This window comes from Mesorhizobium sp. M7D.F.Ca.US.005.01.1.1, assembly GCF_003952545.1.
Classification (GTDB): domain Bacteria; phylum Pseudomonadota; class Alphaproteobacteria; order Rhizobiales; family Rhizobiaceae; genus Mesorhizobium; species Mesorhizobium loti.
In genome coordinates this window covers 5902118-5921176 of sequence record NZ_CP034453.1, presented here as the reverse complement: position 1 = coordinate 5921176, position 19059 = coordinate 5902118, and the positions used below count along the sequence as shown (strand labels likewise).

At 63.3% G+C, this 19059-nt stretch carries 22 protein-coding genes; 10 read left to right on the top strand and 12 right to left on the bottom strand.

The annotated features are described in order from the left end of the window. The first annotated feature begins 17 nt into the window (after nucleotides 1-17). Entirely contained in the window at nucleotides 18-959 is a 942-nt protein-coding gene (locus EJ076_RS28930) for a substrate-binding domain-containing protein (protein WP_109659772.1), read from the top strand. Nucleotides 960-1031: 72 nt separating this feature from the next. Further along, nucleotides 1032-1349 (top strand): MocE family 2Fe-2S type ferredoxin, encoded by a 318-nt coding sequence (locus tag EJ076_RS28925; RefSeq protein WP_109659774.1) that lies wholly within the window; start codon nucleotides 1032-1034, stop codon nucleotides 1347-1349. 20 nt (nucleotides 1350-1369) lie between these two features. Here EJ076_RS28925 and EJ076_RS28920 read toward each other — a convergent pair whose 3' ends face one another. Further along, nucleotides 1370-1798: a MarR family transcriptional regulator gene (locus tag EJ076_RS28920; protein WP_126070171.1), complete on the bottom strand. Its 429-nt coding sequence runs from the start codon at nucleotides 1796-1798 to the stop codon at nucleotides 1370-1372. A gap of 152 nt (nucleotides 1799-1950) precedes the next feature. Between EJ076_RS28920 and EJ076_RS28915 the strand changes: the two genes are divergently transcribed. Further along, nucleotides 1951-2808: an alpha/beta hydrolase gene (locus tag EJ076_RS28915; protein ID WP_126070170.1), complete on the top strand. Its 858-nt coding sequence runs from the start codon at nucleotides 1951-1953 to the stop codon at nucleotides 2806-2808. Nucleotides 2809-2871: 63 nt separating this feature from the next. Here EJ076_RS28915 and EJ076_RS28910 read toward each other — a convergent pair whose 3' ends face one another. Continuing rightward, nucleotides 2872-4122 (bottom strand): MFS transporter, encoded by a 1251-nt coding sequence (locus EJ076_RS28910; RefSeq protein ID WP_164548760.1) that lies wholly within the window; start codon nucleotides 4120-4122, stop codon nucleotides 2872-2874. A 173-nt stretch (nucleotides 4123-4295) separates the two neighbouring features. Between EJ076_RS28910 and EJ076_RS28905 the strand changes: the two genes are divergently transcribed. After that, nucleotides 4296-5180 carry a helix-turn-helix transcriptional regulator gene (locus tag EJ076_RS28905; RefSeq protein WP_109659781.1) on the top strand — a complete coding sequence of 295 codons (885 nt, stop codon included), beginning with the start codon at nucleotides 4296-4298 and terminating at the stop codon, nucleotides 5178-5180. A gap of 12 nt (nucleotides 5181-5192) precedes the next feature. On the opposite strand, the gene EJ076_RS28900 is transcribed toward EJ076_RS28905, so the two are convergent. From EJ076_RS28900 to lgt, 6 genes are all read right to left on the bottom strand, one after another. Continuing rightward, nucleotides 5193-6128 (bottom strand): ribose-phosphate pyrophosphokinase, encoded by a 936-nt coding sequence (locus EJ076_RS28900; RefSeq protein WP_019860650.1) that lies wholly within the window; start codon nucleotides 6126-6128, stop codon nucleotides 5193-5195. Nucleotides 6129-6283: 155 nt separating this feature from the next. Further along, nucleotides 6284-6910: a hypothetical protein gene (locus EJ076_RS28895; protein WP_109659783.1), complete on the bottom strand. Its 627-nt coding sequence runs from the start codon at nucleotides 6908-6910 to the stop codon at nucleotides 6284-6286. 43 nt (nucleotides 6911-6953) lie between these two features. Continuing rightward, entirely contained in the window at nucleotides 6954-8105 is a 1152-nt protein-coding gene (locus EJ076_RS28890; RefSeq protein ID WP_126070169.1) for a Xaa-Pro peptidase family protein, read from the bottom strand. Beyond that, the gene (gene pgeF / locus EJ076_RS28885; protein ID WP_126070168.1) at nucleotides 8105-8899 is read right to left on the bottom strand and encodes a peptidoglycan editing factor PgeF; all 795 of its coding nucleotides are present in this window, start codon (nucleotides 8897-8899) and stop codon (nucleotides 8105-8107) included. The genes EJ076_RS28890 and pgeF overlap by 1 nt, the downstream gene beginning before the upstream one ends. Nucleotides 8900-9024: 125 nt before the next feature. Then, on the bottom strand, nucleotides 9025-10128 hold the full coding sequence (locus EJ076_RS28880) for a class I SAM-dependent methyltransferase (protein ID WP_126070167.1): 1104 nt from the start codon (nucleotides 10126-10128) through the stop codon (nucleotides 9025-9027). After that, entirely contained in the window at nucleotides 10125-10979 is an 855-nt protein-coding gene (lgt, locus tag EJ076_RS28875; RefSeq protein WP_126070166.1) for a prolipoprotein diacylglyceryl transferase, read from the bottom strand. The genes EJ076_RS28880 and lgt overlap by 4 nt, the downstream gene beginning before the upstream one ends. Nucleotides 10980-11147: 168 nt before the next feature. Between lgt and EJ076_RS28870 the strand changes: the two genes are divergently transcribed. The 3 genes from EJ076_RS28870 (at nucleotide 11148) to EJ076_RS28860 (ending at nucleotide 12669) form a co-directional block, all read left to right on the top strand. After that, entirely contained in the window at nucleotides 11148-11450 is a 303-nt protein-coding gene (locus EJ076_RS28870) for an accessory factor UbiK family protein (RefSeq protein WP_109659791.1), read from the top strand. 345 nt (nucleotides 11451-11795) lie between these two features. Then, nucleotides 11796-12296, top strand: coding sequence for a YbjN domain-containing protein (locus tag EJ076_RS28865; RefSeq protein WP_013893499.1), 501 nt, complete (start codon nucleotides 11796-11798; stop codon nucleotides 12294-12296). A gap of 13 nt (nucleotides 12297-12309) precedes the next feature. After that, nucleotides 12310-12669: a tRNA-binding protein gene (locus EJ076_RS28860; protein ID WP_109659793.1), complete on the top strand. Its 360-nt coding sequence runs from the start codon at nucleotides 12310-12312 to the stop codon at nucleotides 12667-12669. On the opposite strand, the gene EJ076_RS28855 is transcribed toward EJ076_RS28860, so the two are convergent. From EJ076_RS28855 to EJ076_RS28840, 4 genes are all read right to left on the bottom strand, one after another. Beyond that, nucleotides 12666-13688 (bottom strand): glycosyltransferase family 1 protein, encoded by a 1023-nt coding sequence (locus EJ076_RS28855; protein WP_109659797.1) that lies wholly within the window; start codon nucleotides 13686-13688, stop codon nucleotides 12666-12668. The genes EJ076_RS28860 and EJ076_RS28855 overlap by 4 nt on opposite strands. Before the next feature lie 206 nt (nucleotides 13689-13894). After that, on the bottom strand, nucleotides 13895-15310 hold the full coding sequence (locus EJ076_RS28850) for an ATP-binding protein (RefSeq protein ID WP_109659799.1): 1416 nt from the start codon (nucleotides 15308-15310) through the stop codon (nucleotides 13895-13897). Nucleotides 15311-15359: 49 nt separating this feature from the next. Then, complete coding sequence (locus tag EJ076_RS28845) at nucleotides 15360-16079, bottom strand: response regulator transcription factor (protein ID WP_013530014.1); 720 nt, start codon at nucleotides 16077-16079, stop codon at nucleotides 15360-15362. After that, nucleotides 16066-16599 (bottom strand): MarR family transcriptional regulator, encoded by a 534-nt coding sequence (locus EJ076_RS28840; RefSeq protein ID WP_164548903.1) that lies wholly within the window; start codon nucleotides 16597-16599, stop codon nucleotides 16066-16068. Before EJ076_RS28840 ends, EJ076_RS28845 begins: the two co-directional genes overlap by 14 nt. Nucleotides 16600-16846: 247 nt before the next feature. Between EJ076_RS28840 and EJ076_RS28835 the strand changes: the two genes are divergently transcribed. From EJ076_RS28835 to EJ076_RS28825, 3 genes are all read left to right on the top strand, one after another. Then, nucleotides 16847-17740, top strand: coding sequence for a branched-chain amino acid aminotransferase (locus EJ076_RS28835; RefSeq protein ID WP_126070165.1), 894 nt, complete (start codon nucleotides 16847-16849; stop codon nucleotides 17738-17740). A 145-nt stretch (nucleotides 17741-17885) separates the two neighbouring features. After that, complete coding sequence (locus EJ076_RS28830) at nucleotides 17886-18203, top strand: hypothetical protein (RefSeq protein ID WP_109659805.1); 318 nt, start codon at nucleotides 17886-17888, stop codon at nucleotides 18201-18203. 137 nt (nucleotides 18204-18340) lie between these two features. Further along, complete coding sequence (locus tag EJ076_RS28825) at nucleotides 18341-18979, top strand: MBL fold metallo-hydrolase (protein WP_109659807.1); 639 nt, start codon at nucleotides 18341-18343, stop codon at nucleotides 18977-18979. Nucleotides 18980-19059: the final 80 nt, after the last annotated feature.

Genomic DNA, 19059 nt, shown 5'->3' with positions numbered 1-19059 from the left:
CGCAAGGGAGGAAAACCGTGAAGAAACTTTTCATTTCGACCGCGTTGGCGGCCTTGATGTCGACCAATGCGATGGCTGCAAAAATCGGCGTCAGCATCGTCAACTTCGACAACAATTTTCAGACGTTGCTGAGGGACGGCATGCAGGCCCGCGCCAAGGAGAAGGGCGCCGGCATCCAGGTCGAGGACGCGCAGAACGACGTCGCCAAGCAGCTCGACCAGGTGAAGAATTTCATCGCCACGGGCGTCGACGCCATCATCGTCACACTGGTCGACACCAATGCGTCAAGGACGCTCAGCGAGGAAGCTGCCAAGGCCGGCATCCCACTGGTCTTCGTCAACCTCGAACCGTCAGACATGGCGAACCTGCCGGAGAAACAGGTCTATGTCGGCTCCAACGAGGTGGAGTCAGGCACGCTGGAAGCGTTCGAGGTGTGCAAGATACTGCGCGCCCGGGGCAAGTCGGCAGGTGCCAAGGCCTATGTCGTCATGGGCAGCCTGGTTCACCAGGCGGCCCTGCAGCGGACCAAGGATGTCGAGCAGATCTTCGCCACCGACATGTGCAACTTCATCAAGGTCGTCGACAAGCAGTCGTCCGAATGGTCGCGCGACAATGCGCAAAACCTGATGACCAACTGGCTGACCGCCGGCGGCGCGCCGGACGCCGTCATCGCCAACAATGACGAATCCGCTATCGGCGCCATCCTGGCGCTGAAGGCCAACGGCATCGACATGAAGAACGTCGTCGTCGGCGGCATCGACGCCACGCAGGACGGGTTGCAGTCGATGAAAGCGGGCGATCTCTCGGTTACCGTATTCCAGAACGCCAAAGGACAGGGGGGCGGCGGCGTCGACGCGGCCCTTGCGCTCGCCAAGGGCGAGAAAGTCGAACGCGTCGTCTATGTACCATTCGAGCTGGTGACGCCGGCCAACGCGGCCGACTACCTCAACAAGAATTAATCCCAGGGCTGGGGCCTCCGGGCGGCAATCATTGCCGTTCCGGAGGCTCGACCACAACTCACAGAGGAAAAAATGTCCAGCTGGATCACGGTCTGCGGCCTCGACGACATCGAACAGGAAGGTGCCCGCCGTTTCGACCATGAAGGCCGGACCTACGCGGTCTTCCGCTCACCCGACGACGAGGTCTTTTGCACGGACGGCCTGTGCACGCATGAGGCCGTCCATCTCGCCGACGGGCTGGTGATGGACTACGAGGTGGAATGCCCCAAACATGCTGGCGCCTTCGATTATCGGACCGGCGCGGCAAAGCGGCTGCCGCCTTGCGTGAATCTCAAAACCTATCCAGCAAAAGTCGAATCCGGTGCGGTGCTGATCGCCATCAGCCAATAACGAGATCGGCAACCGGCTGACTACCGGTCCCCGGTCAACGCGTCGCGTAGCGCCTGGATCTGCCGGTTCAGGGCATCGAGCTCAGCCAGCGTCATGCCCGAGCGCTCGATCAAGGTCTCGTTCAGACAGTTGCACTGGACAAGCAGCGCGCGCCCGGCTGATGTCAGGTCGACCTGCACCTGGCGTTCGTCGGTCTGGCTGCGCTGGCGGGTCACCAGCCCGGCCTGCTCTATTCGCTTCACCAGCGGCGTGACGGTGCTCGATTCTAGAGCGAGCCTGTGGGCGATGGTGCCGACCGACATGCCGTCGGCCTCTCCAAGTGCGTTCAGCACCAGGTATTGCGGATAGGTGATCCCCATCTCGTCCAGCATCGGCTTGTAGGTGCGGTTGATCGCCATGCTGGTGGCGTAGAGCGTGAAACAGAGCTGGTTGTCCAACGGAAGAGGCACGGCGCGTTCCTTCTTGCCGACACAGGCGTCAATTCGATACCACGAAAAATGGTATCGCGATATATATTTTCGTGGACAAGGGTATCGAGCTACGTTAGGCATATTGATATCGCGGTATTGTTTATCGTGACAACAACTGAAAGGAGATTGAGATGACCTCGCAAACCAAGCCCAACTCCGGCAGCGGCACGATCACCACCAAGGACGGAACACAGATCTACTACAAGGACTGGGGGACCGGGCAACCGATCGTCTTCCATCACGGCTGGCCATTGAGCAGCGACGACTGGGACGCCCAGATGCTGTTCTTCCTGGCACAGGGCTACCGGGTCATTGCCCACGATCGCCGTGGTCATGGCCGCTCGACCCAGACGGATATCGGTAACGAGATGGACGCCTATGCCGCCGATGTCGCGGAACTCGCCGCCCATCTGGATCTCAAGAACGCCATCCATGTCGGTCATTCGACCGGCGGCGGCGAAGTGGCGCGCTATGTCGCCCAATATGGTGCCGAGGGCCGCGTCGCCAAGGCGGTGCTGATCGGCGCGGTGCCGCCAATCATGCTCAAGACTGCCGCCAATCCCGGCGGCCTGCCGATCGAAGTGTTCGATGGCTTCCGCTCCGGCGTGGCGGCCAATCGCGCCCAGCTTTACAGGGATGTCCCGGCCGGCCCATTCTATGGCTTCAATCGTCCCGGCGCGGCAGTGTCGGAAGGCGTCATCGACAATTGGTGGCGCCAGGGCATGATGGGCGGCACCAAGGCGCACTACGATTGCATCAAGGCCTTCTCGGAAACCGACTTCACCGAGGATTTGAAGGCGATCGACGTGCCGGTGCTGGTCATGCATGGCGACGACGACCAGATCGTTCCGATCGCCGACTCGGCGCTGTTGACGATCAAGCTGCTCAAGAAGGGCGAGCTCAAGATCTACAAGGGCTACCCGCACGGCATGGCCACGACCCATGCCGACATCATCAACGCCGACCTGCTGGCCTTCTTCAAGGCCTAGGACATTTTCGAAGAAAAAAGGCGCCCGCCATCAAGCGGGCGCCTTTCTCGTCCGGTTTCAAGTCTAGCGGATTGCAGCGACCGCCTGTGCCTTTCTGGCTTCCTTCATGTTCGGCAGGAACACGGTCAGCAGCCCGAGCAGCGGCAGATACGAGCAGATCTGGAAGACATAATCGATGCCCTTCATGTCGGCGACAACGCCGAGCACGGCAGCAGCGATGCCGCCCATACCGAAGGCGAAGCCGAAGAAGATGCCGGCGATCATGCCGACACGTCCCGGTACCAATTCTTGCGCAAAGACGACGATGTTGGAGAAGGCCGACGACAGGATCAGGCCGATCAGCACGGTCAGCACCATCGTCCATTCCAGATTGGCGTAGGGCAGGGCCAGCGTGAAGGGCAGCACGCCGACGATGGAGAACCAGATCATCGCCTTCTGTCCATAGCGGTCGCCGAACGGGCCGCCGAGCAGGATGCCCAGCGCCGAGGCGCCGAGGAACAGGAACAGCATGACCTGCGACATCTGCACCGAAACCCCGAACTTATGCATGGAATAGAAGGTATAATAGCTGGCGAGGCTGGCGATGTAGGCATTCTTGCTCAGCACCAGCAGCGTCAGCACGATCAATGCATTCATGACCTTGCGGCGCGGGAAGGGCGAGACGAAGCTTGCCGTCTTGCGGCTGCCCTGTGCGGCGCGCAGCCGGCTGTACCAGCCGCCGACCTGCCACAAAACGATGATGCCGATCAGCGAGCCGACGGCAAACCAGGAGATGCTGGTCTGGCCGAACGGCACGACGATGAAGGCGGCCAGCAACGGCCCCATGGACTGGCCGAAATTGCCGCCGACCTGGAACAGCGACTGCGCCAGGCCGAAGCGGCCGCCGGAGGCGAAGCGGGCGATGCGCGAGGATTCCGGATGGAAGATCGCCGAGCCGATGCCGATCAGCGAGGCGCCGATCAGGAGCAGCGAATAGTGGCCGGCATAGGCGAGCACGACCAGGCCGATCAGCGACGACGCCATGCCGTAGGGCAGCGAATAGGGCATCGGCCGCTTGTCGGTGATCATGCCGATCACCGGCTGCAGCAGCGATGCGGTCACCTGGAAGGTGAAAGTCAGGAGGCCGATCTGCCAGAAATCGAGGCCGTAATTCTCTTTCAGCAAGGGATAGATGGCCGATAGCAGCGACTGCATGATGTCGTTAATGCAGTGGCAGAAGCTCACTGCCAGGATGACGGTGAAGGCCGTCGCCTGGGCTGAAGCATGACTGGCGCTCGCCGGTGGGGCGACGCTGGCGGCTGTCGTATCGGTCAAGGTAGGCTCCGTGGTCTTTTTGGCGGGCACACCCGCAGGCAGTTGACGGACGCTCCTGCGGCCGCCTTGTCGGACGCTCCTGCGGAGCGCCTGAGGACGGTGCCTTATAAGCCGCTTGCGGCACGACTTCTTTCGTGGTTTGGTCCAATAGTTTCGCAAGTGGGCCATACAGGATGCCGCACGGCAAAGAAGTCTTTCACGCCGGCAATGCCAATCTCGGTCAGCTGCACGAGAGCCGCTGGCAGTGGCTGGAGCAAGTGGCCGGGCCGGCGGTGGCGCTGCCGACGGAATATCCCGATGGCTACCGTGTGCCGCAACACCGCCACAGCCGCAGCCAGCTGCTGCATGCGTTGGTCGGGGTGGTGCTGGTGACGACGCGCTACGGGCGCTGGATGGTGCCGCCCGACCACGCGATGTGGATTCCAGCCGGCACCGAGCATTCCGTCGAAATGCTGGGCGATGTCTCGATGCGTTCAGTCTATGTCATGCCGCAGGCGATCCCCGGGCTGCCCGAAGGCTTGCGCGTCGTCGGCGTCACCGACCTGATGCACAGCCTGATCGTAGAATCGGAGAAGCTCCCGCAGGGCGGCGAACTGGAAGGGCGCGGCGGGCTGATCATGAACCTGTTGCTGCATGAAATCCCGACCTTGCCGGAACGGCCGCTCGGCCTGCCATTCCCGTCCGATCCCAGGCTGTCGGCGCTGTGCCGGCGTTTCGTCGCTGCGCCGTCGCCGCACGCGACGATCGACGAGTGGGCCGATGCCGCCGGCATGAGCCGCCGCTCCTTCACCCGCGCCTTTCAGCGCCAGACCGGCCTGTCGCTGTCGACATGGCGCCAGCAGGCCTGCCTGTTCGCGGCGCTACCGCGGCTGGCCGACGGCGAGCCGATCACCAGGGTGGCGCTCGATCTCGGCTATGACAGCGTGCCGGCCTTCATCACCATGTTCAAGCGCATGCTGGGCGCGTCGCCGCGCGGTTATATGCGCGGCGCCCGCGAAAGCGTCGAAGTCGCCCGTCGCCTGATCGGCCCGGTTCGGCTGGAAAGCCCTGCGCCGTAACGGCAGGCCGGTCTAGTCGAAGAGACTGGACACCGATTCCTCGGTCGCCGTGCGCGAAATGGCCTCGCCCATCAGGTCGGCGATCGAGATGACGCGGATGTTGGGAGCGTCAAGCACGCCCTGGGTCGGCTGGATGGAATCGGTGATCACCAGCTCCTGCAGTTTCGAGCCGCTGATGCGGGCAACCGCGCCGCCCGACAGCACACCGTGGGTGATGTAGGCGGTGACGCTGGTGGCGCCGTTGGCCAGCAGCGCATCGGCGGCGTTGCACAGCGTGCCGCCGGAATCGACGATGTCGTCGATCAGCAGGCAATCCTTGCCGGCGACCGCGCCGATGATGTTCATCACTTCCGATTCGCCGGGCCGTTCACGGCGCTTGTCGACGATGGCGAGTTGCGCATCGAAGCGCTTGGCCAGCGCACGGGCGCGGACCACGCCGCCGATGTCGGGCGAGACCACCACGACGTTGCCGAGCTGCTTGTATTTGGCCTTCACGTCGCGGGCCATGACCGGCACGGAAAACAGATTGTCGGTCGGGATGTCGAAGAAGCCCTGGATCTGGCCGGCATGCAGGTCGAGCGTCAAAACGCGGTCGACGCCGGCGCGGGTGATCATGTTGGCGACCAGCTTGGCCGAGATCGGCGTGCGGCCGGAGGCGCGGCGGTCCTGCCTGGCGTAGCCGAAATAGGGGATGACCGCCGTGATGCGCTTGGCCGACGAGCGCATGAAGGCATCGATCATGATGAGCAGTTCCATCAGGTGATCGTTGGTCGGGAACGATGTCGACTGCAGGATGAAGACATCCTCGCCGCGAACGTTTTCCTGGATCTCGACGAAGATTTCCTGGTCGGCGAAGCGCCTGACACTGGCCTTGCCCAGCGGGATGTTGAGGTACCGGGCGACCGCTTCGGCCAGCACCCTGTTGGAATTGCCCGCGAAGAGTTTCATGCACCGTTCCTGGTGGAGGATGGAAAGACCTGACGGACTCGCCTGCGCCCTTTAACCGGGCTTTTAGCGGCCCGCGCCGGTATTGCAAGCGCCGAGATCGGGAATCCGCCGGCTAAACTCAAGAAAGCTCCGCGCCATCACCAGGCTGCAACATTTCAGCCCGCCTTGCCGCCGAGCCAGGCCGCGAATTGGTCGATGGTCTGGTCGGCGATCGACTGCATGGTGGCCGGCGAGACCCCCTTCCAGCTGTCGCCGCCCCCGCTGTCGCCGGATTTGACCGACGGCGCCTTCTGCTGGCCGTTGATGCGGTGCAGGCGGTTGCCGGCCGGGTCGTAGACGTCCCAGACATAAATGACGGTGGTGTCCGTGCCTTCCGACATCGTCGAGAAGTAGCCCTTCAGCACATGGGTCGCGGTCTGGTCGGCGCTGCCGGCGAGCGTGATACCGCGCTGCCTGGCGCGCGTCTGCAACTCCGCCGTCAGCGGTGTCGCCGCTTCCACCGACGCACCGACGATCGGCGCGATCTGTAGGCGGGTCTTCGACAGGATCGCAGCGCTTTGGGCAGATGTGACCGGGGTGGTGGCGGTTGCAGGAGCGCCCGCCGTGGTGCCGGCCGGTGCCGGAACCGTGGCTGCCGTGTTGCCTGACGTGGCGGGCAGCGTCTGTGCCGACGTCGCCGGCGGGGTGATGGCCGACGGTTCAAGCACGTCCTTTGCGTTGGTGCAGGCGGCAAGAGCCAATGCCACAAGCAATGACACGGTCGTCACATGCGATCGTCTCATTTGCCTTCTAACTCCTTGGCGAAGAACGCCTCCCATTATGGATTCACTGTACGATCAAGTCGAGATCATGGCGGGACAGCGGCTTGGGCTGGGATTCGGTGGTCAGGTAGGTGCGGCCAAGCGTCATCGCCGTCTCGGTGTCGGAATCCATGATGATCATGTGGGCGAACAGCGTCATGTTCGGCGCGATCGGTTCGGGGTTGCCCTGGTAGAACATCGGCATGTCCATCCAGGACGGCGTGAAGCGGGCGCCGACCGAGTAGCCGCAGGCGTTCAGCCGGTGCTTGGTCAGGCCGTGCGCTTCCATGGTGCGGGCATGGGCATCGAACACGTCGCCGAAGCTGTTGCCCGGCATCATCGCCTTTTCGACGGCCAGAAGTGCTGCGCGCGCGGCGTCGAACAGCTCCTGATGGCGCTTCGACACCTTGCCGGTCAGCACCGTGCGCATCATCGGCGCATGGTAATGGTTGAAGACGCCGGCCCATTCGAGCGTCAGCTGGTCGTTCTTGGTGAGCTTGCGGCGGCCGGCCTTGTAGCGGCACAGCAGCGCGTCGACGCCGGAGCCGATGATGAACTCGTTAGCCGGATAGTCGCCGCCGCCGGCAAAGACCGCACCTTGCATGGCGGCCAGGATCAGGGCTTCGTCGCCGCCCTGCTTGATCAGCGGCAGGGCCGCGTCGAGCGCGTCGTCGGACAGATTGGCGGCCCTCTCGGCCTTGGCGATTTCGGCGGGGCTCTTGAACAGGCGCAGCCGGCCGACAATGCCGGACGCATCGGCGATCTGGCCGAAGGTCTGCAACTGTTCGTCGAGCCGGCGGCCATTGAAGGCGGTCAGGCCGTGGGTGTCGTATTCGACGCCGATGCGGGCGCCGAGCAGGTCGAGCTCGTTGAGCAGATTGCGCAGGTCGACCGCCGGATTGGCACCGTTGCGGTCGGTCCACAAGACGATGTTGTCGATGATGGAGGTCTGGCGCGCCTGGCGCAGATCGGCCGAGCGGGTCAGAAGCACCATCGAACCGTCGGCCTTCACCACCAGGCACTGGAAGAAGCAGAAACCGAACGTGTCGTAGCCAGTCAGCCAGTACATGCTTTCCTGCGCGAACAGCAGGATAGCGTCGAGCTTCTTCTCGGCCATCTCGATCATCAGCCGGTCGCGCCGCGCGTCAAATTCCGATCGTTCAAAATGCAACGCCATTATTCCCTCTCCAAAACGATTGCCGAAACCTGCCGGCCGTAATCGGGTTCCTTGCGGTGCGTGGTGCGCCGGTAGGAGTAAAACAGATCTTCCTCGGCATAGGTGCAGCGGCCGAGGCCCTCGGCCGTCACGCCGGCCTTGGCCAGCCGGTCGACCGTGTAGCGGTTGAGGTCGAACATCGCATGGCCGGGGGTTGCCGAGGGTGCGAAATAGAGGATGTTTTCAGCGTCGGCCTCGACGAAGCGGGCGATGAATTCCGGCCCGACCTCATAGTTATCGGGGCCGATCGAGGGGCCGAGTACGGCGACGATGTTGTCGCGCCGGGCGCCAAGGGTTTCCATGGCGAGGATGGTGTTCTCGAGCACACCGGTGAAGGCGCCTTTCCAGCCGGCATGTGCGGCGCCGATGATGCGCGCCTCGGCATCCGCGAACAGTACCGGACCGCAATCGGCGGTCGAGGCGCCGATGGCGATGCCGGGCCTGTCGGTGACGATGGCGTCGGCCTTGGGCCGTTCGCCGGCAAAGGGTTCGCTGACGATGATGACGTCGGGCGAATGAATCTGCCAGGCGGTCAACAGATGGCTCGCCGGCACGCCCATCCAGGCGGCGACGCGGCCGCGGTTCTCGGCCACCAGCGCCCGGTCGTCGTCCGATCCGGTGCCGATGTTGAGGCCCTGATAGATGCCGCTGGAGACACCGCCGATGCGGGTGAAATAGCCGTGCCGGATGCCTTGTGCCTGCGCCTTGTCCAGCAGCGGCGACCGAACGGGATCCGGTTTGGTCTGATTCAACATGCGGGCGTTGTTGTCCGTGTGGGCGGTTTCGTCAAGAAAAAGGTGCTTCGTCGAAAAGAAGGCGGAGCAGGCGGTTTGGCCGCTCTTTCGCCGGACGGGAGATTGGGAGGGACGGCGGTGAAAAGTCAATCCGCCGTGGCAAATGGCGTCGTTGCTGAGAGTGGGGCGGCCACGCCGCGCGGCAGCATGGCAAGCACCTTGAACAGATCGCCCATCGCTTGCGGCCCGGCGAGGCGCTCGACGGCTTCAGCGATCTTGTCGCGTGCCGCCTGGTCGGCATCGGCGCCGAGCCGGCCGGCGCGTTCGAGAATGCCCATGCCGAGCAGAAAGTCGCCCTGCGTCGACAGATGGGCGTCGAGGCCATGCGCGCGCACGGTTGCGGCAAGGGCGGCGAAATCGACATGGGTGGTGAGGTCGGCCTCACCGGGATTGGCCAGCACATCTTCGTGATTGTGGCTGCGCAAGGCCTGCAGCGTGTCGCCGACACCCGGCTGGAGATGGCCATAGTCGAGGAACAGGCCGGCGCCGCCTTCCTGGGATATACGCTCGGCGATGGCTGCCATCAGTGCGGTGCGGGCAGGCGCTATTTCGACGATCGCACCTTGCGGCGCCTCAGTGGCATCGGCGGGCAACAATGTCGGGTCGACCGAGCCGGCGCCGGCGAAGAAGCAAAGGTCATTGGTGTCATCGAGGCCAACCATGCGCTCGCGCCAGCCGGCACCGGCGCGGACGAATTGGCGGACGGGCACGGCGTCGAACAACTCGTTGCCGACGATGAACAGCGGCTGTTGCGGCAAGGTCTCGATGGTCTCGTGCCAGCGAACCGCGAAAGGTGTGACGCCAAGCGTCTGTTGCTGGACCTCTGTCAGGCGCGGGCTGGTCTCGATCATGGCGAAGATGACGCCGTTGGCCAGATCGGGATCAAGCCGCGACAGCGTGCGCAGCATGTCCTTCATCAGCGTGCCGCGACCGGGGCCGATCTCGGCGATGGTGGCCGGCAGCGGCCGGCCGCTCGCTGCCCAAGCCTGGTATATCCACACAGCGACCAGTTCACCGAACATCTGGCTGATCTCGGGTGCGGTGATGAAGTCGCCGGCCGCACCAAAGGGCTCGCGCGTCGTGTAGTAGCCGTCCTCGGGGTCGAACAGGCACAGCGCCATGTATTCGTTGACGGGAAGCGGCCCCAGGGCCTCGATCAGGTCGACGATGCGGGTTTTCAGCAGTGTCATGCCGGCTGCGGCTGTGCCACCGGCTTGGCGGTCAGCATCGCCCAGATACCGGCCAGCACCATCGGGGTAGAAAGGATCATGCCCATGGTCAGCCAGTTGGTGCCGAGGAGATAGCCGAGCTGCTGGTCGGGCTCGCGGAAGAACTCGACGAAGATGCGCGACAGGCCATAGCCGCAGATGAAGGCGCCGCCGACGAAGCGCGGCGTTTTCAGCTTGAGGCGCGAATGGGTGAGGATGCGCAGCACGAGGAACAGCACCACGCCCTCGAGCAGCGCCTCGTAGAGCTGGCTCGGATGACGGGCAAACGGCCCGCCATTGGGGAATTCGAACGCCCACGGCATGTCGGTTGGCCGGCCCCACAGCTCGGAATTGATGAAATTGGCGACGCGCACCAGGCCAAGGCCGACGGGCACGCCGGCCGCCACGACGTCAAACAGCGACCATGTGCGGATGCCGCGCTTGATGGAGAACAGCGTCATGGCGAGGATGACGCCGAGCAGGCCGCCATGGAACGACATGCCGCCCTGCCAGACGGCGAAGATGTCGAGCGGGTGGGCGATGTAACGCGGCAGGTCGTAGAACAGCACATAGCCGGTGCGGCCGCCGAGCACGACGCCGATGGCCGCCCAGACGATGAAGTCGTCGAGATCCTCCGGCTTCATCGGCAGGACGCCGTTCGGCCACAGCTTGGCATTGCTGGCGAGCCGCTTGGCGTACCACCAGGCGAACAGGATGCCGACGATGTAGCCGACACCGTACCAGTGCACCGCCAGCGGTCCGATCTGGATGAGGATCGGGTTGATGTTGGGGAAGGGCAAGGAGGCCAGCGGCAGCAGGAAATATTCGTTCAACGGGGAACTCTCGGTTGCAATCGCGTTTGGGCGCGGACCATGCGGCAGGGTTTTGGCAGGGTCAAGGCAAGGTAGATGCTCCCGACTTGATGCCGCAGCTGCCTTCAACGTTCTTGCATTCCGCGCGCAGCGCCACTAACTCAATTCAAGCAAGCGCGAGGATTTGCCATGTCGACCGGACCGAACCGCATTCTCGATGAATTCGCCAAGCTGATGACCGACGCCGCCGGCGCCGCCCAGGGCGTGCGCCGTGAGGTGGAGACCGCGTTCAAGGGGCAGGCCGAACGCATTCTCAATACCATGGACGTGGTGCAGCGCGAAGAGTTCGAAGCCGCGCGCGAGATGGCCGCCAAGGCTCGGGAAGAAAACACCCGCCTTGCCGCCCGCATCGAGGCGCTCGAGGCGAAGCTTGCCGAGCTGGCCGGTGACGCCGCACCAGCGGCGGCGGCCAAGCCCCGCGCAAAAAAATAATCGTTAAACTTTTCCACATAGCCCGATCCTGAAAAGCGCTTTGCCGTGAATCGCTTAACGGCATTGCATGAATCTTTGTGACAGCGGCTTTCCACATGCGAATGACGCAGTGCGAAAAATTGGGCTGTTCACGCGACTCCCGATCAATAGACTGAATTTGTTGCATGATTCGGAGCAGGGTCATGCGGCCGGGCGGTGGGGTCCGGTCCGGGGTCTTTGTGTCGAGAAGTAGTCTTTTGCGCGAAGAAAGTCCTGACCGTCCGAGTTCTAGACAAGATTGTTCGTTGTGTGTGCCCTCCCGCGGAGCGTGTGGCGGCGCTCGTACAGAACGACAGGAAGCATTCCATGGAACTTCTCGAACTCGAATTCTCCCGCGAAATCCATCCGGTGGATGTTATCGAGCAGGTGGCCCACAACAACGACTGGTCCTTTGAGCGGGCCGGCGACGACGAGATTTCGATCTCGGTTGCCGGAAGCTGGACCGACTATCACGTCTCCTTCTCGTGGATGGAGGATTTCGAGGCGCTGCACCTGGCCTGCGCCTTCGACATCAAGGTGCCGGAGACCCGCGCGCTGGAAGTGATGCGGCTCTTGTCGCTGATCAACGAGCAGATGCTGTTCGGCCATTTCGACCTCTGGGAGCAGGAGGGCGCGATCATGTTCCGCCAGTCGCTGCTTCTGGCCGGCGGGGTCGAGCCGTCGAGCCAGCAGGTTGAAGTGTTGCTGTCGTCGGCGCTGGAAGCCTGCGAATGCTATTTCCAGGCCTTCCAGTTTGTTGTCTGGTCCGGAACCTCGGCCAAGGACGCACTGGCCGGCGTGCTGTTCGAGACCTACGGCAACGCCTGAGTCAAAGACCAAGATGAGTTCGAGCAGCGAGCGCAAGCCCGAGATCAGTTTTGCCGATTTCGATCGTGTCGATATCCGCGCCGGCACGATCGTGGAGGCCGAACCGTTTCCGCAGGCGCGTAAGCCCGCATTCAAGCTGAAGATCGATTTCGGCACCGACATCGGCATCAAGAAATCGTCGGCGCAGATCACGAAATACTATGCGCCGGAGACGCTGATCGGCCGGCAGGTGTTCGCGGTGGTCAATTTCCCGCCGCGCCAGATCGGCCCGTTCATGTCGGAAGTGCTGACGCTCGGCTTTCCCGATGAGGAGGGCGCGGTGGTGCTTGGAGCCATCGAGCGCAAGGTGCCGGATGGCGGCAGGTTGTTTTAGGCCGCCAGCTTCCGCGTCGTTCCCAGCGCTTCCTCGACTGTGTCGAGGAACATTTCCGCGCAAGCTTTCCAGCTGTAGCGCATGGCGCGTTCGCGTGCCTGCGCGCGGTCGACGTTGAGCGCGGCGAGCGAGGCCTCGCGCAGGTCGTTGGAGACCGCGCCGCCAAAGCCATCGCCGACGATGTCGATCGGCCCGGTCACCGGATAGGCGGCGACCGGCGTGCCGCTGGCCAGCGCCTCGATGATGACGTTGCCGAAGGTGTCGGTGCGGCTGGGGAAGACGAAGACGTCGGCCGAGGCATAGATCTCGGCCAGTTCGTCATTGGGACGATGGCCGAGGAAATGCGCCTGCGGGTACTTCGCCTTCAGCCTGGCAAGCTCGGGGCCTTCGCCGACGATAACCTTGCTGCCCGGCAGGTCGAGGTCGAGGAAGGCGGAGAGGTTCTTTTCGATGGCGACGCGACCGACGCAGAGGAAGATCGGGCCGGGGAAGCCGAGATCCTTCTTCTTGTCCGGGCGGAAATGATCGGTGTCGACGCCGCGCGTCCACGGCCGCAGCTTGGTGAAGCCGCGCGCAGAAAGGTCGTCGGCGAGCGACTGGGTGGCGACCAGCGTGCCCTGGCCGGAATTGTGGAAATCGCGCAGCCAGCGATAAGCCCAGCTTTCCGGTACCGGCAGGCGGGCGCTGAGATATTCGGGAAAGCGCGTGTGGTAGCTGGTGGTGAACGGCCGGCCGGCATTGCGGCAATAGCGCCGCGCCATGATGCCGAGCGGACCCTCGGTGACGATGTGGATGTGGTCCGCCTTGCCGGCTTCGATCAGGCGAGCGACATGGCCGGGCGTGGTCAGCGCCAGCCTTATGTCGGGATAGGTCGGCAGGGGCAAGGTGCGAAAGATGTTGGGCGTCAGGAAATCCACCGCGACATCGAAGGATTTCAGCGTTTCGGTGAGCCGCTCCAGCGTGTGGACGACGCCGTTGACCTGCGGGCGCCAGGCGTCGGTGACCATCAGTATGCGCATGGCGGCCCTTTGCAGGAAAGGTCGACGGTTGCCTTGAGACGATGCCGGAACGGCGACCAGCCTGCTGCCCTCGCTTCGCTCCAGCGCACCCGGGCGGGCACGGGGTCGAAGTAAGGCGGCAAGGCCGAATCAATTGAGGTCGCGCGCTTCATGCGCGCTCTTGACCATGGTTTCATGACGGGCGGATGAAGCCCGTCCTCCGCCGACTATGCCGGAACCTGGATGACGGCGCGAAGTCCGCCGAGCGGGCTGTCGTCGAGGGTGATGTCGCCGCCATGGCTGCGGGCGATGTCGCGGGCAATCGACAGGCCGAGCCCGGTGCCGCTGGCATCGAGGTTGCGGGCCTCGTCGAGCCGCACGAACGGTTTGAACACGTCTTCGCGCCGGTCTGCGGGAATGCCCGGACCATCGTCGTCGATGGTGACCAGAAGCGAGCCGCGGCCATGGGTGGCGTTGACCTCCACCGTCTTGGCATAGCGGAAGGCGTTGCCGATGACGTTGGACATCAGCCGGGCAAAGGCGTTCGGCCGCACATGCACATCGGGGTCGCCGGCAAGCGTCGTCGACAGCTTGCGCTTGCGCAGCCTGGCTTCCTCGCCGAGCTTCTCGAAATAGGCCTCGAGATCGAACCGTCCGGCGTCTTCCGAAGCCTCGCCACGGGCAAAGGCGAGATAGCCTTCGAGCATCGACTGCATGTCGTCGATGTCCTGGTCGAGCGCCGCCTTGGTCTCGGCCTTGCCGCCGGAAAGCGCAAGCTGCAGCTTGAAGCGGGTGAGGATGGTTCGCAGGTCATGGCTGACGCCGGTGAGCATGGCGGTGCGTTGCTCGATCTGGCGCTCGATGCGCTCGCGCATTTGCATGAAGGCAAAGCCGGCGCGGCGGACCTCCTCGGCGCCGCGCGGCCGGAAATCGCGCGGCATCGGCCGGCCCTTGCCGAAGCTTTCGGCGGCTTCGGCAAGCGTCAGGATCGGCCGGATCTGGTTGCGCAGGAAGGGAATGGCGATCATCAGGAGCACCAGCGAGGTGCCGACCATCCAGATCAGGAAGATGTGGGTGTTCGAGGCATAGGCCTGGCTGCGGCGCACGAAGACGCGCAGCACCTTGTTCTCGAGCTGGACGCGCACCTCGACGATGTTGGAATTGCCGACCGTGTCGATCCAGAACGGTCGATTGATCTGGCGCGTGATCTCGGACGACAGAACATCATCCAAAATCGAGAAGAACGGCTTTGGGCCGGGCGCGGGCAGCGGGTCGGGCGGCAAGAGGTCGACCTTCAGCTGCATGCGGTCCTGGGCGATGCGGATGATGTTGGTGTAGTCGGCGTCGCGCGGATAGGTTTCGATCAGGTCGATGATGGCGGCGATGTCGCGCACGGTGGCCTGCGACAGGCGCTGCGTCACGGTTGCCCAATGGCGTTCCATGAAGACAAAGGCGACGACCGATTGCAGAAGGATCATCGGCGCGATGACGATGATCAGCGAGCGGGCATAGAGCCGCTTTGGCATGTAGAGCGAGACGAGGCGCCAGAAGCGGTTCCAAGCGCGCGGCACCGCCTTCAGCGTCCGCGTGGCGCGTGCGCTCAAGCCGCCATTGCCCGGCTGTTCCAGTTCCGTGGTTGCCATTCGCTCTTTTCGCTTGCCCGCAGCCGTTCAGCCAGCCGCAGGCGGCATTCTATTCCACGCTGAGCCGATACCCAATACCGCGTACGGTCTGCAGCCAGACCGGATTGGACGGATCGCGCTCGATCTTGCGGCGCAGCCGGTTGATCTGGACGTCGATGGTGCGCTCGCCAACTTCCGAATCGTCGCCGACAAGCTCGTGGCGGGGTATCGTCTCGCCTGCCCGCGCGGCGAAGATCGCCAGGATCTCCTGCTCGCGGTCGGTCAGCTTCAGCGCCTCGCCGCCACGCTTCAATTCGCGTCTGGCGATCTGGAAGGTGTAGGGGCCGAAGACCAGCTGCTCGACCTTGGGCGTGGTGGCAGGGCCACCGCGGCGCAGGATGTTGTTGATGCGCAGGATCAGCTCGCGCGGATCGAAGGGTTTTGGCAGATAGTCGTCGGCGCCGGCCTCCAGCCCTGAGATGCGGCTGTCGGTCTCCGACAGCGCCGTCAGCATCAGGATCGGTACGTTCTTTTCGGCCCGCAGCGACTTGGTCAAGTCGACGCCCGTCTCGCCAGGCATCATAACGTCCAGCACCAGAAGGTCGAAGTCGAGGCCGGCAAGCTTGCGTCTGGCTTCGCCGGCATTGCCGGCGACGGTGACGCGAAAGCCGTTTTCGGTCAGATACTGCTTGAGAAGATTGCGGATGCGGGTGTCGTCGTCGACCACAAGCAGATGTGGCGCGTCGTCGTCCGGTGCGGCCGCGTGATCGACCCGTTCAGTGCTCTCCATGGCTTTTCCCTGACATCTTTGCGGATCCAATGTCGATCTGCGCCCTCAGTTCCGGATTGACCATCGCTTCGAGGAACCGTTCCACCAGGATCCGTTCGGTTATTCCGGAATCTCCCAATGCAGCATGGATGCGGCGCGACTGTGGCCGCGCCAGCGCCAGCGCCAGCGCACGGCCCTTGGCCGTCGGATAAAGCTCGCGCTGGCGGCGGTCGCGCGGCCCTTGCAATTGCACGACATGGTCGGTGTCGATCAATTGCTTGAGCACGCGGGCCAGGCTCTGCTTGGTAATCTTCAGCACGTCGAGCAGTTCGGCGACCGTCAGGCCGGGCCTGCGGTTGACGAAATGCAGCACCCGGTGGTGAGCCCGGCCGAAACCGTAATCGGCCAGAATCTGGTCCGGATCGGAGGTGAAGTCACGATAGGCGAAGAAGAGCAGCTCGATGATGGCGAAGTCGATGCCGTCCTCGTCGGTGATCGCGGTCCTGATCGGTTTTCCGGCTGCGTGGCTTCGATCCGTCATCATTTCTCCGTGGGAAAGAGAGATTATGTCAGTACTATTGACGTAATTTCCCTGCAATGGTAATTTTTGACAAGCTTTTGGGCGGATTGCGAACGAAAAGGCAAGGGAAGCCGGTTTTTCCGGAACTTCCTGAGTTTGCCAGAGCGCAATTATCCGCCTACGCTCCAGCATAAAAGCCGCTTTGGGCGGCCGACACGAAACACCAACGATACAACACTATGCGGGCTGCCGCCCGCGGGAGGTTACCATGGCATCCGTTCCCTTCGACCAACTGGATGGTTTCATCTGGATGAACGGCGAATTCGTCCAATGGGGTGACGCCAAGATCCATGTGCTGACCCATGGCCTGCATTACGCCAGCGCCGTCTTCGAGGGCGAGCGCGCCTATGGCGGCGAGATCTTCAAGCTCAATGAACACACCGAGCGCCTGCATGAATCGGCGCACCTGCTCGGCTTCAAGATTCCCTATTCGGTGGCGGAGCTCAACGACGCCTCCACCACGCTTCTGAAGAAGCAGGGTTTCCAGGATGCCTATGTCCGGCCGATCGCCTGGCGCGGCAGTGAACAGATGGGCGTTTCGGCGCAGAACAACCGCATCAACTGCGCCATCGCCATCTGGCAATGGCCGAGCTATTTCGATCCCGCGCAGAAGCTGAAAGGTATCCGCCTCGATGTGGCGGAATGGCGCCGGCCAGACCCGCGCACCGCGCCTTCCAAGTCGAAGGCCGCCGGCCTCTACATGATCTGCACCATGTCCAAGCATGCCGCCGAGGCCAAGGGCTATGCCGACGCCATGATGCTCGACTGGCGTGGCCAGGTCGCCGAAGCGACCGGCGCCAACATTTTCTTCGTCAAGGACGGCAAGATCCACACGCCCAAGCCCGATTGCTTCCTTGACGGCATCACCCGCCGCACGGTCATTGGCTTGGCCAAGGATCGCGGCCTGGAGGTGATCGAACGCGCCATCCTGCCGGAAGAACTCGAGGGCTTCGAGCAATGCTTCCTGACCGGGACGGCAGCGGAAGTAACGCCGGTTTCGGAGATCGGACCTTACCGATTCGAGGTCGGTGAAATCGCCAAAAACCTTATGAATGACTATTCTGCCGCCGTTCAGCCCAAGCACGCGATCGCCGCAGAATAACGAAAGTCACAGCTTTTTTAGCAAGCAGGGGCGGTTTTAGGGCCGCCCCTTTTATTTAAGCGTTCCTGCATTTGACTTTCGTCCAATTCGGCGTCTCATGATGCTGTCGGCCCGGGAGGCTGGCAGCTATGGAGGGACTAATCATATGGACATGAACACGCTTCTTCCGATCATAATACAGGTGATTACGGGTATCATCGGTGGTCAGGCGGTCGGTGCGGCGCTCAAGACGGCGGCGATGGGTCAGCTTCCCAAAATCCTGGGTGGAGCCATTGGCGGTGTCGGCGGTGCGGCGATCCTCGGCAGCCTGCTGGGTGGCGGCGCGGTCGATCCGGCGGCTGCGGCAGCAGCAACGAGCGGTCTCGGCAGCGCGCTGAACCTCAACAACATCGTCGGCGGCGCCGGCGGTGGCGCGATCCTGACCGGCATTCTCGGCGCGGTCATGGGCGCCATGAAGAAGTAAGCGGCCATTCGGTCTTTTCAAATGGGCGGCTTCGGCCGCCCATTTCCGTTTTGGGACTACTGACTGTTCGTCTTTCGAGGGGTGGACGCCCTTCGCCCGCGCCTCTACATCACCGCTGGCATAGCGAAAGGACGATCATGGGTCAGCTCAATGCCGGCATCGTGCCGGTCACACCGTTTCAGCAGAATTGCACCATCCTGTTCGACATGGACGACAAGCACGGTGTCGTCGTCGATCCGGGCGGCGACATCGACAAGGTGCTGGCGGCGCTGAAGGATAATGCGATATCAGCCGGGGCGATCTGGATAACGCATGGCCATATCGACCATGCCGGCGGCGCCATGGAGCTGAAGGAGGCGCTCGGCGTCGAGATCATCGGCCCGCACGAGGCCGACAAGTCGCTGCTCGACAATCTGGAAAACCAGGGCAGGCGTTACGGCATCGCCGGTGCGCGCAACTGTGTGCCCGACCGGTTCCTGACCGAAGGCGAGACCGTGTCGTTCGGCGGCCATGTGTTCGAGGTGTTGCACTGCCCCGGCCATGCGCCCGGCCACGTCGTCTACTACAACCGCGCAGCCAAGTTCGCCCATGTCGGCGACGTGCTGTTTCGCGGTTCGGTGGGCCGCACCGACCTGCCGGGCGGCGACCACGCGGCGCTGATCGCTTCGATCAAGGACAAGCTCCTGCCGCTCGGCGACGACATTGGCTTCATCTGCGGCCACGGTCCCGGCGGCCGCTTCGGCGAGGAGAGGCGGACCAATCCTTTTCTCGTTTAGGGCGTGCCGATATTCGCCGATCCCAAATCCTGCGGTGTTCCAAACAAAAAAAGCGCTGGCCTTGCGGTCAGCGCTTTTTG

Bases quoted from the DNA above. Each gene is read 5' to 3' on its own strand.
- EJ076_RS28860 (WP_109659793.1), top strand. From the start codon at position 12,310: ATGAGTTCGAGCAGCGAGCGCAAGCCCGAGATCAGTTTTGCCGATTTC.
- EJ076_RS28850 (WP_109659799.1), bottom strand. From the start codon at position 15,310: ATGGCAACCACGGAACTGGAACAGCCGGGCAATGGCGGCTTGAGCGCA.
- EJ076_RS28915 (WP_126070170.1), top strand. From the start codon at position 1,951: ATGACCTCGCAAACCAAGCCCAACTCCGGCAGCGGCACGATCACCACC.
- EJ076_RS28905 (WP_109659781.1), top strand. From the start codon at position 4,296: ATGCCGCACGGCAAAGAAGTCTTTCACGCCGGCAATGCCAATCTCGGT.
- EJ076_RS28895 (WP_109659783.1), bottom strand. From the start codon at position 6,910: ATGAGACGATCGCATGTGACGACCGTGTCATTGCTTGTGGCATTGGCT.
- EJ076_RS28825 (WP_109659807.1), top strand. From the start codon at position 18,341: ATGGGTCAGCTCAATGCCGGCATCGTGCCGGTCACACCGTTTCAGCAG.
- EJ076_RS28880 (WP_126070167.1), bottom strand. From the start codon at position 10,128: ATGACACTGCTGAAAACCCGCATCGTCGACCTGATCGAGGCCCTGGGG.
- EJ076_RS28840 (WP_164548903.1), bottom strand. From the start codon at position 16,599: ATGACGGATCGAAGCCACGCAGCCGGAAAACCGATCAGGACCGCGATC.
- pgeF (WP_126070168.1), bottom strand. From the start codon at position 8,899: ATGTTGAATCAGACCAAACCGGATCCCGTTCGGTCGCCGCTGCTGGAC.
- EJ076_RS28890 (WP_126070169.1), bottom strand. From the start codon at position 8,105: ATGGCGTTGCATTTTGAACGATCGGAATTTGACGCGCGGCGCGACCGG.
- EJ076_RS28925 (WP_109659774.1), top strand. From the start codon at position 1,032: ATGTCCAGCTGGATCACGGTCTGCGGCCTCGACGACATCGAACAGGAA.
- EJ076_RS28835 (WP_126070165.1), top strand. From the start codon at position 16,847: ATGGCATCCGTTCCCTTCGACCAACTGGATGGTTTCATCTGGATGAAC.
- EJ076_RS28900 (WP_019860650.1), bottom strand. From the start codon at position 6,128: ATGAAACTCTTCGCGGGCAATTCCAACAGGGTGCTGGCCGAAGCGGTC.
- EJ076_RS28855 (WP_109659797.1), bottom strand. From the start codon at position 13,688: ATGCGCATACTGATGGTCACCGACGCCTGGCGCCCGCAGGTCAACGGC.
- EJ076_RS28865 (WP_013893499.1), top strand. From the start codon at position 11,796: ATGGAACTTCTCGAACTCGAATTCTCCCGCGAAATCCATCCGGTGGAT.
- EJ076_RS28845 (WP_013530014.1), bottom strand. From the start codon at position 16,079: ATGGAGAGCACTGAACGGGTCGATCACGCGGCCGCACCGGACGACGAC.
- EJ076_RS28870 (WP_109659791.1), top strand. From the start codon at position 11,148: ATGTCGACCGGACCGAACCGCATTCTCGATGAATTCGCCAAGCTGATG.
- EJ076_RS28830 (WP_109659805.1), top strand. From the start codon at position 17,886: ATGGACATGAACACGCTTCTTCCGATCATAATACAGGTGATTACGGGT.